The organism is Vibrio sp. R12-SG2-ISO1 (assembly GCF_059834045.1).
Map to the genome: position 1 here is coordinate 36,672 of NZ_JCBDGO010000001.1, position 15,568 is coordinate 52,239.

Genomic DNA, 15,568 nt, shown 5'->3' on the forward strand with positions numbered 1-15,568 from the left:
TTTTTCGCGCCTTTTGGTCAGCGTCCGGTAGTTTTATTCTGTTTACTTAGGTGAGTGCGCAAATTCTCCGCGCTTAATGCCTTTTATGAGTGATTCATTTGGGCAAACTGCACTTTTGGGGTATAAAGAGCGCGACACCAAATGGGAGATAAACATGAAACCGTATCAGTTAGAGAAGAAAAAACGTCGTATTCAAAAGAAATTGTTCCTCGGCGAATTTGCCGTGCTGGGTTTCGAGATTCGTTGTGAAACCAACATTCAAGATTTCGACCGCTACGACCAGTTTGTGGATGATTTTATTGACTACATCGACAGCCTTGGTTTGTGCTTCGGCGGTGGTGGCCTTGAGACATTTGACGGTTTCCTATGCAGTGTGGCCCGCTACGGCAATGCGACGGCCGAGCAGCAAGCCTTGGTTGGCGCGTGGCTAGAAAAACGCGAAGAAGTGACCAACGTGGAAATCGGCGAGCTGGTAGACGCCAACTACTTCTAAGCTTTCATCTTTGATTGTTCAAAAATAGCGCAGTTGAGCGCTATTTTTTTTGCCCTAAATTCACCGTACTTTCAGCGTTTTCCGCACCCTCCCCCCTTAAAACGATCACAAGTGCAAAAACACGCTTGATCTCACAAAAAAAAGTGTTACAGTTCTCGCGTTAATAGCACAGAACTATTGACCATCTTTTGCTCAACACATTGAGCAATTGTTCCGACGAAGACTGCAGGAGAGTGGTTAATAACTAAATTTTAACATTTAGTTAAGATAACCCGCCGAAGAATTAACTATTTCAGGTGCTACTTAGGTAGCGAGGACTGTAGTTGGAGGAACCTCTGGAGAGAACCGCTCTACCTTGTTGTAGAAAGTGGTCGCCGAAGGAGCAAGCCTATGTTTAGGTGAAACTCTCAGGCAAAAGGACAGAGGAGTGAAAAGACCCGTTATTCGGTAGCTTCCTGTCTATCGTTTTTGAGATCATCGATCTCGGCTTTTCCCTCTTCTCCTTATTTAAGCATTATCAATTTAAGGGGAACCCATGAATAACCTACAATCTTTACTGATCACTATCGACAATTTCGTTTGGGGACCGCCCCTGCTGATTTTGTTGGTGGGTACCGGTGTCTATTTCACTTTTCGTTTAGGTTTACTCCAGTTTAGACACCTTCCCACGGCACTGAAAATGGTGTTCAGCAAATCAGACTCCGGCAAGCAAGGGGATATTTCCAGCTTTGCTGCGCTTTGTACCGCCCTGTCCGCCACCATAGGTACCGGCAACATCGTTGGTGTCGCCACCGCCATCAAACTGGGTGGTCCCGGCGCACTATTTTGGATGTGGTTGGCGGCCCTATTTGGCATGGCCACCAAGTACGCGGAGTGTCTACTCGCAGTGAAATTCCGCAAAGTGGATGATAAAGGACAGATGGTCGGCGGACCGATGTACTACTTGCAATATGGTGTCGGTTCTAAAACCTTAGCCGTACTGTTTGCCATTTTCGCCCTCGGTGTCGCCTGTTTTGGTATCGGTACCTTCCCGCAGGTTAACGCCATTTTGGATGCTTCTGAAATCTCGTTTGGCGTATCCCGTGAGGTCTCGGCGGTCGTACTGACGCTATTGGTCGCTTTTGTAACGCTAGGTGGCATTCAGTCGATTGCGAAGGTCGCAGGAAAAGTGGTGCCTATGATGGCGCTGTTCTATGTGATGGCGTGTTTGAGTGTCATCATCATGAATTCTGATCAGCTTTTCGCTGCCGTTGAATTGGTAGTCGTCTCTGCCTTTACACCAACCGCAGCGACAGGCGGCTTCCTAGGGGCAAGCATTATGCTGGCGATTCAATCTGGGATTGCCCGCGGCGTGTTCTCGAATGAATCTGGCCTGGGTAGCGCACCGATGGCCGCCGCAGCAGCGAAGACCGACTCTTGCGTCAAGCAAGGTCTGATCTCGATGACCGGCACCTTCTTTGACACCATCATCATCTGTACCATGACGGGCCTTGCCTTGATCCTGACTGGCGCATGGCAAAGTGATTTTGCTGGCGCGGCCATGACCACTCACGCCTTTGCCGTCGGACTTAACGCCGACACGCTAGGTCCATTGCTCGTCTCCATTGGCCTGATTTTCTTCGCCTTTACGACTATTTTAGGCTGGAACTACTACGGCGAACGTTGCGTTGTGTTCTTGCTAGGCACTAAGGCTGTGCTGCCTTACAAAGTCATCTTTGTCGCTCTGGTCGCTTCTGGTGCGTTCCTTCACCTCGATATGATTTGGATCATCGCCGACATCGTCAACGGACTAATGGCCATTCCTAACCTTATCGGCTTGATTGCGCTGCGCCACATTGTGGTCGAAGAGACTAAACAATACTTTGCTGCGCTGTCGGTGGGTAGCAGTGCCAAAGCCACCGTGTAAGGTGACGTGATCAAAAAGCCCGCGCTCTAGCAAGCGCGGGCTTTTTTCATTTCTAATCCACTGTGATTTCTAATACATTGTGTACAGATTAAATTCGTTTTAAATCTGCGGCTTTTCAATCATCAGTTTAACACCAAGCGCAATAAGAACCGCCCCGGTGGTCCCTTCCATCCAGCGATTAAAACGCGCACTGCGAAGCAGAGATTTAGCCCGAGTCAGCACGCCCGCCAGTCCACACTGCCAAACCATCGCAATCACAAAATGGATCGCAGCCATCAAGCATGACTGCACAAACGCAGAACCCTCTGGATTGATGAACTGAGGTAAAAACGCCAGATAAAACACCGCCGTTTTAGGGTTCAGCACGTTCGACAAGAAGCCTTCTCGCAGTGAGCGCCACGCCGTGGCTTTGGTGTGTGCCACCGTTTGCACCGCGATCCCCGCATCCAATTGGCCATTGAACAGCCCCTTAATGGACATCACACCTAGCCAAATCAAATAGCCCGCGCCGACCATTTTCACCGCACTAAATAGCTCAGCCGATTGCGCCAAGACCGCCGAGATACCAATCGCAGAAAAGGTGGCATGGACAAACAAGCCCGAGCAAATCCCCAAACTGGTTAATACACCATCGGAAAAGCCGCCACGCGACGAGTTACGAATCACAAGCGCAGTATCGAGTCCTGGGGTTAACGTCAAAATGGTGATGGCGACCAAAAACGCTTCCATATTGTTGATCATTGCAGGTCCTTATTATTGGGGAGCAAAGGCTCCAGTCAGCGCGAGATATAACCAGGTCATCTCAGGAAAGATCGCCATCTTATAGCAAGGCCGTCAAAATAGGCAATGATTATGCTTCTTGCTGCAATTATTGAACGCAAACCTCTTGGTCAATTCTGAGGAGGTTGTTAAGATTTTGGTTTTCCCAGTCACCTAAGGTGTGGTCATGAGCGCATTCGACAAACTCAAACAGCATTCCCAAAAAATTTCTCGTTTTAATCACTTAGCGGCCATCTGTGGATGGGACCAAGCGGCAGTGATGCCGAGCGGAGGGAATCAAGCTCGCTCAGAGGCAATGGCCGAGCTATCTGTGCATATTCATCAATTGCATACCCAGCCACAGCTCGCGGATTGGTTTGCCGAAGCAGAAACAGAAGTGCTCAGCGTTGAAGAGAGCGCCACACTGCGAGAGCTTAAACGCCAGTGGCAACAAGCCAATTTGCTGCCTGAAGCACTGGTGCAGGCCAAATCCCTAGCGGGCTCGAAATGTGAACACGCTTGGCGTACCCAGCGTGGCCAAAACGACTGGATCGGGTTTGAGAAAAACTGGGCAGAAGTCGTTAAACTTTCGAAAGAAGAGGCGCAAATTCGTGCCGATGCCAACGGATCGACACCGTATGATGCGATGCTCGACATTTACGAGCCGGGCACCACATCAGAGTCACTCGATACGCTGTTTGCCGATGTAAAAAGCTGGCTACCTGCCTTGATCGATGAGGTGCTCGAAAAGCAGGCTTCTGAGCACTACCTCACCCCAACAGGCCATTTTCCCACCGAGCAACAAAAAGCGCTCGGGCTGGATGTAATGAAACTACTGCAATTCGATTTCGACCATGGCCGATTGGATGAGAGCGTCCACCCTTTTTGTGGTGGCGTACCGCAAGATGTGCGAATTACCACCCGCTACGATGAAAAGGAATTTGTACAATCGCTCATGGGCATCGTTCACGAGACAGGCCACGCCCGTTATGAGCAAGGTTTACCCAAAGCACTAGCAGGATTGCCGTCAGGCGAAGCTCGCTCAATGGGTATTCATGAGTCTCAATCACTGTTTTTCGAAATGCAAGTGGGCCGCAGTGATGCGTTTATTGCCCATCTATCGCGACTTGCCACCCAACACTTCTCCGGACACGATACGTCGCTTTTTAGTCAAGCGAACTTTCAAAAGCTTTATACTCGCGTCAAAAAAGACTTTATCCGGGTTGATGCCGACGAGCTCACCTATCCGGCTCACGTCATTTTACGCTATGAGATCGAGCGTGATTTGATCAATGGTGATATTTCCCACCAAGATGTTCCAGAGCTCTGGGACACAAAAATGCGCCAGTATCTCGGCCTTTCTACCGCCGGTAATTTCAAAAATGGCTGCATGCAAGACATTCACTGGACAGATGGCGCCTTCGGCTACTTCCCATCATACACCTTAGGAGCCATGTACGCGGCGCAGTTTATGGCAGCGATGAAGAAAACTGTGGATGTGGATGAAGCCATTCACTCTGGTGATCTCACGCCTATTTTTACTTGGCTGGGCGATAACATCTGGAGCAAGGGCAGCTTACTGACAACCGATGAGCAGGTTAAATCGGCAACAGGCGAAGTGTTGAATGCTCAGTTCTTCCAAAATCACCTGAGAAGTCGATACCTGTAGATAGTACTCACGTAAAATGAAACGCCGCCACAGGGTTTACCCTGTGACGGCGTTTTTGTGTGCTCTTTACGCTTTAAGATGTTGCTCAAAAAATTCCAATGTTCGCTGCCAAGCAAGCTCGGCCTCTTTTTCGGCGTAACGTCCGGTGGAGTCATTGTGAAATCCGTGATTCACGCCCTCGTAAACGTAAGCTTGATAGTTCGCCCCATTGGCCTTAAGCGCTTTCTCATACTCCGGCCAAGTGGCGTTGACACGCTCATCAAGACCCGCAAACTGAATCATCAACGGCCCTTTCACCTTCGGGATCAAAGATTCCGCTGCAGGTGTACCATAAAAAGGCACCCCTGCATCCAACTGCTCAGGAATGGTCGCAGCCAGCATATTGACTATGTAGCCACCAAAACAAAAACCGACCGCCCCTAATTTTCCGTTACTTAGCTCATGCGATTTCAAAAAGCTCGCAGCGGCTAGGAAGTCCGCTTCAATCTTCTCTCTATCTAAACTCTTTTGCATCGCGCGGCCTTCATCGTCATTTCCTGGATAACCGCCCAACGGATAGAGTGCATCGGGAGCAAAGGCGATAAAGCCTTTCGCGGCCAATCTTCGCGCGACGTCTTCAATGTAGGGGTTAAGCCCACGGTTTTCATGCACAACCAATACAACAGGCGCGGTGCCTGTCAACTCTCGTGGCACGACCAAATACCCTTGCCCTTCACCGTGACCATTCGGTGAGTCAAACTTGACGTAGCTGGCTTTGATTGCGGGATCGTTAAACGACACCTGCTCTGCCAGTGCATAGTTCGGTGTCAGTGCTGACGTTAAGACTGACATCGTAAAGCCTAATGCCACAAGACCAGAGAGACGTCTCATGAATTCTCGTCTGTCTATCAATCCATGTGCGTATTCGTCGTACCAATCAAATGCTTCTTGCGGAATTGCTTTAGGCGCCACAGGCGCTGTGACCTTTTCACCGATGATGTTTGACATCCTTATCTTCCTCATTGACTGTTATTACTTGAAGCGATAGTTACTTGAAGCAATAGTTATTTGATAACGTTCGCCTTTTGAAACGATCGTTCAAGAAGTAAGATAGTCGCTATTGGACAAAAACGAGTGTTATTTACATAAATTTACACAGTAGACGCGACTGGTATCGCTGCCAAGTTCGTCACGTTTTTACCTTGGAACTTGGACTGGTACAAGGCTTCATCAGCATAGGTGAGCAAGTCATTGAGCAAATCCTCTGAATGCAACTGCGGACCCACGCTACTGACAATCCCAAACGAGCAGGAAGCGTGAAAGCGTCCCCCATCTTGCCCAAATTCCGTCTGAGCAATGCGCTGGCGAATTCGCTCGACAATGGCTACGGCTTCTTCGTCATTTGATAAACCCGCCAGCAGTATCACGAACTCATCACCTCCAAAACGCGCAAAACAGTCTGTCGGTCTGATCGTATCTCGAGTAATACGGGCGATGTCCTTAAGTAGCCCATCACCGCTCGTATGCCCATAATGATCATTGATCGCCTTGAAATCATCGATATCAAAGATACAGAGATAAAAACGATGTTCACTCGCCCGTCGACTGCGTGAAACTTCATCGGCCAAACGAATTTCAAAATAACTACGCGAATACGCTTGTGTTAGATGGTCAAACATCAGACGGGTGCTGAGCTCTTGGCGCTCACTGTATAGCTCGTCGATATGGAGGACCAATATCCACGTAATGCAGCAAGTCAGCAGGAACGATCCTATCCAAGTCAAGGGTGGCATATCGAGCACTTCTATCGCGGTCAGCGTGTCACTGACGCCAGTGCACATCCAAATCGCACTGGCGGCCAACAACATTCTTAACGTACGCAAATCGTCTTCTTGTCGCTTAGCCCTTTGCCTTAGGTAAACGCGAAATAGAACGATCATACAATACATCGCTAGCAGTAATATCCACGCGCCCCATAGCTCAAACAGAGGCCCAAACACAAGTCCGGTGTAGTAACTGGATGTCACGTAAAATTGATTGTCCAGAAAGTATGGACTCGGAACCACCGCCATCAATGAAAACAGACCACATATAGCGTAGGCAAGCTTCAATGGCGTCGGAGCCTTATAGTCAAAGAAAGCGATGTAAAAATGCAGACCGAGCACAATCGTAAACATTGAAGTCACGATGGCGACTCGGTTAAAAATATTTAGCAAAACCAGATTGTCGCTAACGTTCAGCATAATGGCAAACGCACCAAGGAACAGTCCGCTAGCTAAAGCGGTTAAGGAAAATATTCGATAGTAATGAACATTTTCCTCGTAACGAGATTGAAGCCGGTTATACAGCATCACAAAAAAGAAGCTCAGCACTAAACTGATGCTTGATGCGATAAACATAGGCAATGAGGTAAGTAGCACGATGCCTTCCTTTTAAGACCCAGGGTATCCCTGTTTGAAAACGCTAAGTCTCAACCTAGCAATCGCTACCCCTGTACTCAAGAAATATTCATCTTTTCAATCACTTTTTGGCATATTTCAACGTGACGTCACATTTGCGACAGGTTTCACATTTATGCTGTACAACGCCCACCACTGCAATCGCCAAACATTGGCTCCTAGGCTTAGGCCTCCGCCAACTGAGTCAGTAGCTCATCACGGCGCAACTCTAGGATTTCATCGATAAGTTGCTCTTTCGCACGGAGGCCAAAATGATCGGCGTAGTTTTTCACCTTAGAAATCTCTTCAGGTTGAAGTTGATACACCTCGCGTTTGAGGCGTTGCATCGCTTCACTCTTGATGCAACCTTGCTGCTGAAGCAATTTGATGATTTCCATGTCGGCTGGGTGTGGTGTTCTTGGCATAACGGTTTCTTATATTTTTCGGATTGACGTTGCTAGTCACTGCTCGTTGGCAGTGTTAAATGTTGCAGAGAGGGTAGTCTCTGATTGTTACAATCAAATTTAAACCAATAGAAAGTTAAAAATTCCAGACCAAAGTCAACGTTCTGTGCTGAGTGTCCCTTCACGTCGGTACTCATAGGTATCCGCAAAGCGTGACAGAATCCAATCCCCAGCCGTGATCAAAGGGTAGCCACCCTGCCCTTGTTTTTCAGCTAGGCAGGATTTTAGCGTCGTGACAGGGGTATCAAAATCTGGCTCGACGAAAAATGGCATGGAAAAACGCGTCTTACCGTTGCTCGGACTCGCGACTCGATGCTTAGTGGAGCGATAAATATCATTCGTCCAGCGCTGCATTAAATCGCCAATATTCACGACAAAGCTTCCCTCGACGGGCGTGGCGTCTATCCATTGATTTTGCTTATTCAGCACCTGTAAGCCACCGCTCGCATCTTGGTAGAGTAATGTAATACAGCCGTAATCCGTGTGGGCTCCCGCGCCATTGCCCACCGTGTTGGTTGAAGGTTCTTGACTTGGGTAGTGCAACATACGCAACACAGAGATAGGTAACGTAAAATATTGGGTAAAGAAATCTTCTGGCTCATTCAGTGCAATTGCCATCGCTTTCAGTAACTTAAGGCCGACATCTAACGTAAGGCTGTAATGCTGATTCATCGCCTGGGTAAAACCTTCAATCGACGGGTATTGGTTGGGGCCATAAAGCTTCGGACAACGTGCGACTTGCGAATGATAGGGCGAGAGGTCGAGCGCCATATCAAACGACTCTTTGCAATCCAACTCGCCGAGTGGATCGAGTTTCTCGGCGCTCAAGCGCCCCCACCCACGGTGATTCATACTGTGCTCAATCGATATCGCTTGTTTCTCCTCTTGTGGTAGGGAAAACAGCGAGCGTGCATAGTGTTCAATCTGATTAAACTGAGTTTGAGGAATGCCATGTCCTACTACATAAAAAAAGCCGAGCTCTCGGCAAGCTTGATCTATCTGATCGATGACTGGGCCCCAGTCGCGGCGATCATCAGAGTTGAGCGGAGAAATATCGATAATAGGAAGTGACATGAATGCTCCTTGCAGTGTGTCATTGACTCTGCAAGGAGTGAGCAAAAAGCTGACCAACAAGCCAACTTTTCTTTATCTAATTGCATCAATCACTTAGATGAAAGCGAAAGCGGAGCCAAATGATACTTGCCCCACAAACTGCCGAATAGGATTGTGTTTGCACCAAAGTGAGGAAACATATAGCGAGCCGACATCAATCGATGAACCGCTCTTTGATCTCCAGAATATTCGGTAACTGATCCATAAATACGGGCACCAATTGTGGATCAAAATGTTTTCCGGCTTGCTCTTGAATTAGGGCGACAGCATCACTGACCGGCCAAGCTTTCTTGTATGGGCGTTCACTGGTCAGGGCATCAAACACATCCGCAATTGCCGCTAGGCGTCCTTCTATCGGAATCGCTTCACCGCTTAATTCCTGAGGGTATCCGGTTCCATCCCACTTTTCATGGTGGTTAAGCGCAATACTTTGAGCGAGGGCGATAAGCGGAGAGCGCGGGTTTTCCAAGATTCGTACCCCTGCTTCCACGTGCGTCTGCATCAACGAAAACTCTTCTGGTTCGAGTCGACCCGGCTTGAGCAAAATACGATCTGGAATCGCGATTTTTCCAATGTCGTGCATCGATGCCGCCATGCGCAGTTCGTCTGCCGCTTCCTCATCAAAACCGATCGCAAGCGCCAGGGTCTTCACATAATGACTCATGCGCAGTACATGCATCCCGGTCTCATTGTCTCGGTATTCAGCGGCGCGGCCTAAGCGCTGAATTAAGTCAATTTGCGTCGCTTTGAGTACATCAATTTTGACCATAGACAGCTGCGTTTTGACTCGAGCACGCACAATGGCAGGGACAATAGGCTTAACAATGTAATCGACCCCGCCGAGGTTAAAACCGGTCTCCTCATCAATGCTGTCACTGAGCGCGGTGACAAAAATGATCGGAATCATTGCCTTATCGGGGGTCGCTTTCAGTTGCTGACAAAGCTCAAACCCCGTCATCTCTGGCATCATCACATCAAGCAAAATAAGGTCAAACTTCTCTTGCTCGAGCAAACTTAATGCGTCTTTGGCACTGCGAGCAAAGGAGAGCCGATAATCGCTGTGCAGTACTTGTTTCATCACTTTCAAGTTCGCGGGTTCATCGTCCACGACCAATAATCTTGGCACCGAACGCATCACAGGGTTATGACGTGTGAGGGGCTCTAGCGTTAATGTTGTCATCGTCACAGCGTTCCTTATTCAGCTAGGTAGGTTAACGCCAAGTCGATATGCTCGCTGGCTTTGGAAAATTCAAACTCGTCGATCGCGTTCATGGCATCGATGATCGGCTTTTGCAGTTTGTCTGGCGCGCGACTGCGAAGGGTTTCACCAATATCCTCACGCAACTCGCCACTGTGGGTCGCCGCTCGCCACTCTGTTAATAGACGCTCAATCTCATCGGCAGGCAACGCGTCATCGAGCGTTATTTCTTTCACCTGGGTATCGGTTTGACTCAGTGCAATACGGCTATCAAGCTCCTGCTTGACCTTATGCCAACAGAGCGACAGATCGCCAATCAATGGCAGCGCTTTCGCGTGATCTTGCTGTATAGCGGCGTGCTCTATCTGGGCAAAGAGTTGGTGCAGCGCCATTAAAGCCAAGTTGCCACACACGCCTTTGAGTGCATGGGCTTGCGAACGCACAGCCCGCCAGTCTTGGTTTTGCAGTGACTGCGCCAAGGCACTCGGTAGCCCCTCATGCTTGTCCAGCATCTTGCCAAGTTCCGCTAAGTAGAGCGCCTCATCCACCCAAAGTGTCAGCGCTTTCTGCCAATGAATCATCGCCTGATCACGGCTCTCTTTGCCAGACGGCTCTGCGGGCGACGATGGGATACTGACCTGTGATTCAACCTTTAACACGCGCGCCATTTCTGCGCTCAAACGGTTAAAATCAACCGGCTTATTGGCAAAGCCGTTCATGCCCGCCTCCTGCGCTTGGCGCTTGTCTTCGGTCAAGACACTCGCAGTCAGAGCAATAATCGCAACAGGGGGTTTGTCTTGCTCGCGTTCCCATTGACGAATTTGACGGCTGGCTTGTAGGCCATCGAGGCGCGGCATTTGTAAGTCCATCAGTATCAAATCAATCTCGTGCGTTTGGTATTGCTGGACCGCTTCAACACCATCGCGCGCGACCCATACTTGATGACCCGCTCGTTCAAGAAGCAGAGAAAGCAGCGTCACGTTTTGTTCAATATCGTCACAGACTAACACTCGCTGGCTTGGCAGCTTCACTTGCGAGTGAACGTCCGCGCGCGGCAGCCGTTCACTTTTGGGAAGTGGCAGTTCGAAGTAGAAGCAGCTTCCTTTTCCGAGTTCACTGGTGGCATGAATCTCTCCACCCATTAATTCAACCAACTGCTTAGAAATACTGGTCCCTAACCCCGTACCACCGAAACGACGGCTCATGGAAGCATCGGCTTGCGTAAAAGGATCAAAGATCGCCTCAACCCGGTCAGGCGCAATGCCGATACCGGTATCCATCACGCTAAAACGCATCACATCGCTCTGCTCAGTGGGCGCGATGTTAAGCGTGACGCTCCCCTCTTCGGTAAACTTGATGCCATTACCAACTAAATTCATCAGTACTTGGCGGATGCGGTCTTCTGCGCCGAAGACAATAGCTGGCACGCGATCATCAATATGTAGGTTGAGCTCAATGCCTTTGTTTTTCGCACTAAGCCATAACGTAGAGATGACGCCATCGACACAATCCGCAAGATGAAACACCACAGGTTCGACTTCGAGCTTGCTTTTTTCCAACTTAGCGCTGTCGAGAATATCATTGAGAAGATGAAGCAAAGAGCGAGACGCGTTGGATATGGTTTCCAGGTGACGTCTATCCTCGCTACCCATTGGTGATTCGAGCAAAATATTGGTAAAACCGATGATCGCGTTCATGGGCGTGCGGATTTCGTGACTCATATTGGCCAAGAATGCCGCTTTGGTTTCGACCGCTTCTTCGGCAATGCGTTTGGCATTTAACAGCTCAGACTCCATCTCTTTGCGATTGGTGATGTTGATCATCACACCATCAATCCACAATATAGTGCCGTCTTCATCGCGCACTACCATGCCGTTTTCAAGCACCCATACGGGTTGGCCGGCTTTATCAATCAACTGATATTCGACAGCATAGGTTTGCTTGTCGCTGGTCAAGGCGGCGATCGTGTCACGCACCGACTGCTCGCCCTCTTCAACAATCAGTGACGCTAAGCTTATGTTTCCTTCAAGGAACTCCTCAGATCGATAGCCACAGAGCTCCACGATGGCATCACTAAGGAAAATCGGACTCCATTTTGGGTCAAAACAGCGTCGGAAAGCCGCGCCGGGGATATTACGCATCAAAGAGGTTAATCGCTCTTGGCTGTCACGCAGCTTGACTTCCATCGCTTTACGTTCAGAAATGTCCGCGATAAAACCAACAAATAAGGTATCACCATGCGCAAGGTGGACTTTACCTACACCAAGGCGCACTGGAAATTCATGGCCCTTTTTGTGCTGTGCATAAACTTCTCGCGGCGCACCAATGATTTTGTTCTCGCCCGTTCTGAGGTAATTAGCCAAATAGCCATCGTGTGCTTGCTTGTGAGGGGCTGGCATTAATTTGGAAATGTTTTGCCCGAGCAATTCATGCTCTTGCCAACCGAAAATTCGGCTTGCGGCAAAGTTCACACCTTGAATGACGCCTTTCGCATCGATAGTAATCACCCCGTCCGTCGCGGTATCGAGAATGGCTTGCAATCGAGATTCACTGGCGGTTTTCTCGGTTAATAACTGTCGGTAGCGCAGCTGTGAGCTGACGTTCACCGCTAAGGTGGAAATAAGCAAAGTCGCAATGGAAACGGCGATGGCGATAAAAGACTGTTCGTGCAAATCCTGTGGGGCCATCATCATAGAATGGGGCTCAAGCATAATGAAGCGCGCGGCTTCCATGCCGGTGTAATGCATACCTGAAATGGCGCACCCCATGATCGCAGCGCTAACCAAGTTGATATGAAATGAACGCATGGTGGGGAAATGATGCTTAAGTAGGCGGCGCGCAGAGAGTGCGACGATGGCCAATCCGACCGCGACAACGATAGACAGACCAAACCAATACGGGTCATAGCGCAACATGGCCCCCATTTCCATGGCTTCCATTCCGATATAGTGCATGGCACCAATACCCGCGCCTACCACCACACCATTGCGCAGAATAAGTCGATAAGAATCACGCTGGTTGATCAACGATCGCAGTACCAAATAACTCGCTAACACAGCAGGAAGAAGCGATATCAACGTGAGTAAGGTGTCATAACTCATGTGATGGGGCATCTGAAAGGCGAGCATGCCGACAAAGTGCATACTCCAAATCCCCCCCGCCATAATGAAGGCACCAGAAATCAACGCCACCTGCTTATGTGATGGCGTAACGATGTGCCGAGCGGCAGCGGCGAGTCTCAGTGCAAAGAATGACGCCATCATCGCGAGAAAGATAGAGACAACCACTAACCAAGGAACGTAGGTTCCTGTCATCAACGTATATGAGCCAACTTCTGTTATGAATAACCTGTCGAGCATGAGGGAAATCACCCACTTTTTGTAATGATATTTTTATCAACTATTGGATGCATAAGGTACTATTTGTATTAATAAATGTGTAGGCATTTATAACCCTTAATTATTAGTGGAATCTCACTTACCTATAAACTTGACTGCTATTTCAATCACTTTTGTTCATTTTCCGATCTTCCCACTCCCCCTAAAACGCAAAAAAGCCGCAGAACTCTGCGGCTTTGTGATGACCAAAAGGTCAAATTTAGGGGTTATTCGCTGATAAGCTGCTGCTGTGGTGCGCGCGATGCGTTGACCAAGAGCACACCAACGGTCAGAACCATGGTGCCACACAAGATGAACAGCAGGCGTCCAGTGAATTCATTTGGAATCAATGCCATCGCAAGGATACCTAGACCAGCAACACTGATCAGTTTGCCCAGCATGCCACGTTGCTTAGTGTCGAGGTTCTGCTGTTCTTCTGAGTTAGCCACCACAGGCGTCTTCCAGTTTTCGAACAGTTTTTCTACTTCCGCTTCACGCTCTGGCGAACGTCCTTTGTACACCAAGGTTGTCGCTAAGAAGAAGCCACCAGTGAACACTACGTGCGCCGCAAGGCTCAGTGCCACTTTCAAGTCCGCCCATTCACGACCAGTCAATGCTTGTTCCATACCGAACCAGTTCTCGATATGTTGTGCGTTTAGCGAGATACCAAAGTAGTAAGAGACGAAGCCACCGACCACTAGCGTTGCCCAACCAGCCCAGTCTGGCGTCTTGCGAACCCACATACCCAGTAGTACTGGGATCAACATTGGGAATCCGATCAGAGCGCCCACGTTAAGTACAATGTCAAATAGGCTTAGGTGACGCAGTGAGTTGATAAACAAACCAATGCCGATGATGACAAAGCCCATCACAATAGTGGTCACTTTACTTACCACAACCAACTCTTTCTGAGACGCATGAGGGCGCATAATTGGGCTGTAGAAGTTCATCACGAAGATACCCGCGTTACGGTTGAGACCTGAGTCCATTGAAGACATGGTCGCCGCAAACATTGCTGACATTAGTAGACCCACCATACCTGCAGGCATTACGTTTTGTACGAATGCTAGGTAAGCTGCATCTCCACCCACAGAGCCATATTGGTCTGCAAAGTCAGGCATAAATGCTGCTACGTACCAAGAAGGTAGGAACCAAATCAGTGGACCAACAATCATAAGTACACAAGCAAGACCTGCTGCTTTGCGAGCGTTGTCACTGTCTTTTGCACATAGGTAGCGGTATGCATTGATACTGTTGTTCATTACACCAAACTGCTTGATGAAGATGAATACCACCCAAAGCACAAAGATGCTCATGTAGTTTAGGTTGTTACCAACAAAGAAGTCGCCTTCGAAGTTAGACACGATGTTCGTTAGACCACCACCGTGGAAGTATGCCGCTACCGCACAGGTAATGGTTACCGCCATGATAACGAGCATCTGCATGAAGTCAGAGGCAACGACCGCCCAAGAGCCGCCTGTCACCGCCATCAGCATGAGAACCAGACCCGTCACAACGATCGTGGCTTCCATCGGGATGTTGAAGACAGCGGCTACGAAGATAGCAAGACCATTCAGCCAAATACCTGCTGAAATTAAGCTATCTGGCATACCTGCCCATGTGAAGAACTGCTCTGACGTCTTACCGAAGCGCTGACGAATGGCTTCAATTGCCGTAACAACACGAAGTTGACGGAACTTTGGCGCAAAATAGATGTAGTTCATGAAATAGCCAAACGCGTTGGCAAGGAATAGGATAACAACGACGAAACCGTCGCTGAACGCGCGTCCTGCGGCTCCTGTGAACGTCCATGCTGAAAACTGCGTCATGAAGGCGGTAGCTCCTACCATCCACCATAACATCTTACCGCCCCCTCGGAAGTAGTCGCTGGTTGAGGTGGTGAACTTACGGAACATCCACCCAATCGCGACTAAAAAGAAGAAATAGGCAAGAACAACAAGAGTATCAATGGTCATTTTTTCAGCCTTAAAATTAATAACATTAGCTTGTGACAAGCATACCCGAACATAAATTCATTTGTACTACAATATGCCTTTTGTGTGATCTAAAACAGATTTGATCGCACACTTTATTTGCAAGCGAATATTTAGTTTCATACACAAGCAAGATACAGAGCACAAATACATAGCGCAGAATGATGCAAAGGTACGA

Annotated in this window: 11 protein-coding genes and 1 riboswitch; of the genes, 3 read left to right on the forward strand and 8 right to left on the reverse strand. The window is 48.8% G+C overall.

Going from position 1 to position 15,568, the window contains the following annotated elements:
* Window positions 1–154: 154 nt before the first annotated feature.
* Together AC6R10_RS00180 and AC6R10_RS00185 are read left to right on the forward strand one after the other, a co-directional pair.
* On the forward strand, window positions 155–493 hold the full coding sequence (locus AC6R10_RS00180) for a YggL 50S ribosome-binding family protein (RefSeq protein WP_500632165.1): 339 nt from the start codon (window positions 155–157) through the stop codon (window positions 491–493).
* Window positions 494–818: 325 nt separating this feature from the next.
* A riboswitch (glycine riboswitch) is annotated at window positions 819–926 on the forward strand.
* Window positions 927–1,028: 102 nt separating this feature from the next.
* Complete coding sequence (locus AC6R10_RS00185) at window positions 1,029–2,399, forward strand: alanine/glycine:cation symporter family protein (RefSeq protein ID WP_500671132.1); 1,371 nt, start codon at window positions 1,029–1,031, stop codon at window positions 2,397–2,399.
* Between the two features lie 99 nt (window positions 2,400–2,498).
* Here AC6R10_RS00185 and AC6R10_RS00190 read toward each other — a convergent pair whose 3' ends face one another.
* Complete coding sequence (locus AC6R10_RS00190; RefSeq protein ID WP_500671133.1) at window positions 2,499–3,140, reverse strand: LysE family translocator; 642 nt, start codon at window positions 3,138–3,140, stop codon at window positions 2,499–2,501.
* Between the two features lie 205 nt (window positions 3,141–3,345).
* On the opposite strand from AC6R10_RS00190, the gene AC6R10_RS00195 reads away from it, so the two are divergent.
* Entirely contained in the window at window positions 3,346–4,827 is a 1,482-nt protein-coding gene (locus AC6R10_RS00195; protein WP_500671134.1) for a carboxypeptidase M32, read from the forward strand.
* Window positions 4,828–4,893: 66 nt separating this feature from the next.
* Here the strand turns inward: AC6R10_RS00195 and AC6R10_RS00200 are convergent, their stop codons facing one another.
* From AC6R10_RS00200 to AC6R10_RS00230, 7 genes are all read right to left on the reverse strand, one after another.
* Window positions 4,894–5,814: a dienelactone hydrolase family protein gene (locus AC6R10_RS00200; protein WP_500671135.1), complete on the reverse strand. Its 921-nt coding sequence runs from the start codon at window positions 5,812–5,814 to the stop codon at window positions 4,894–4,896.
* A gap of 143 nt (window positions 5,815–5,957) precedes the next feature.
* Window positions 5,958–7,226 carry a GGDEF domain-containing protein gene (locus AC6R10_RS00205; protein ID WP_500671136.1) on the reverse strand — a complete coding sequence of 423 codons (1,269 nt, stop codon included), beginning with the start codon at window positions 7,224–7,226 and terminating at the stop codon, window positions 5,958–5,960.
* A 203-nt stretch (window positions 7,227–7,429) separates the two neighbouring features.
* Entirely contained in the window at window positions 7,430–7,669 is a 240-nt protein-coding gene (locus AC6R10_RS00210; protein WP_487902401.1) for a hypothetical protein, read from the reverse strand.
* 135 nt (window positions 7,670–7,804) lie between these two features.
* Window positions 7,805–8,782 (reverse strand): isopenicillin N synthase family dioxygenase, encoded by a 978-nt coding sequence (locus AC6R10_RS00215; protein WP_500671137.1) that lies wholly within the window; start codon window positions 8,780–8,782, stop codon window positions 7,805–7,807.
* Between the two features lie 193 nt (window positions 8,783–8,975).
* On the reverse strand, window positions 8,976–10,001 hold the full coding sequence (locus tag AC6R10_RS00220) for an HD domain-containing phosphohydrolase (protein ID WP_500671138.1): 1,026 nt from the start codon (window positions 9,999–10,001) through the stop codon (window positions 8,976–8,978).
* Window positions 10,002–10,015: 14 nt separating this feature from the next.
* Window positions 10,016–13,333, reverse strand: a complete 3,318-nt coding sequence (locus tag AC6R10_RS00225; RefSeq protein ID WP_500671139.1) for an MHYT domain-containing protein — start codon at window positions 13,331–13,333, stop codon at window positions 10,016–10,018.
* Between the two features lie 290 nt (window positions 13,334–13,623).
* Window positions 13,624–15,372 carry a sodium:solute symporter family protein gene (locus tag AC6R10_RS00230; RefSeq protein ID WP_500671140.1) on the reverse strand — a complete coding sequence of 583 codons (1,749 nt, stop codon included), beginning with the start codon at window positions 15,370–15,372 and terminating at the stop codon, window positions 13,624–13,626.
* Window positions 15,373–15,568: the final 196 nt, after the last annotated feature.

Coding starts and splice junctions, on each gene's coding strand:
- AC6R10_RS00220 (WP_500671138.1), bottom strand. CDS start 10,001: ATGACAACATTAACGCTAGAGCCCCTCACACGTCATAACCCTGTGATG.
- AC6R10_RS00210 (WP_487902401.1), bottom strand. CDS start 7,669: ATGCCAAGAACACCACACCCAGCCGACATGGAAATCATCAAATTGCTT.
- AC6R10_RS00230 (WP_500671140.1), bottom strand. CDS start 15,372: ATGACCATTGATACTCTTGTTGTTCTTGCCTATTTCTTCTTTTTAGTC.
- AC6R10_RS00180 (WP_500632165.1), top strand. CDS start 155: ATGAAACCGTATCAGTTAGAGAAGAAAAAACGTCGTATTCAAAAGAAA.
- AC6R10_RS00195 (WP_500671134.1), top strand. CDS start 3,346: ATGAGCGCATTCGACAAACTCAAACAGCATTCCCAAAAAATTTCTCGT.
- AC6R10_RS00225 (WP_500671139.1), bottom strand. CDS start 13,333: ATGACAGGAACCTACGTTCCTTGGTTAGTGGTTGTCTCTATCTTTCTC.
- AC6R10_RS00185 (WP_500671132.1), top strand. CDS start 1,029: ATGAATAACCTACAATCTTTACTGATCACTATCGACAATTTCGTTTGG.
- AC6R10_RS00190 (WP_500671133.1), bottom strand. CDS start 3,140: ATGATCAACAATATGGAAGCGTTTTTGGTCGCCATCACCATTTTGACG.
- AC6R10_RS00200 (WP_500671135.1), bottom strand. CDS start 5,814: ATGTCAAACATCATCGGTGAAAAGGTCACAGCGCCTGTGGCGCCTAAA.
- AC6R10_RS00215 (WP_500671137.1), bottom strand. CDS start 8,782: ATGTCACTTCCTATTATCGATATTTCTCCGCTCAACTCTGATGATCGC.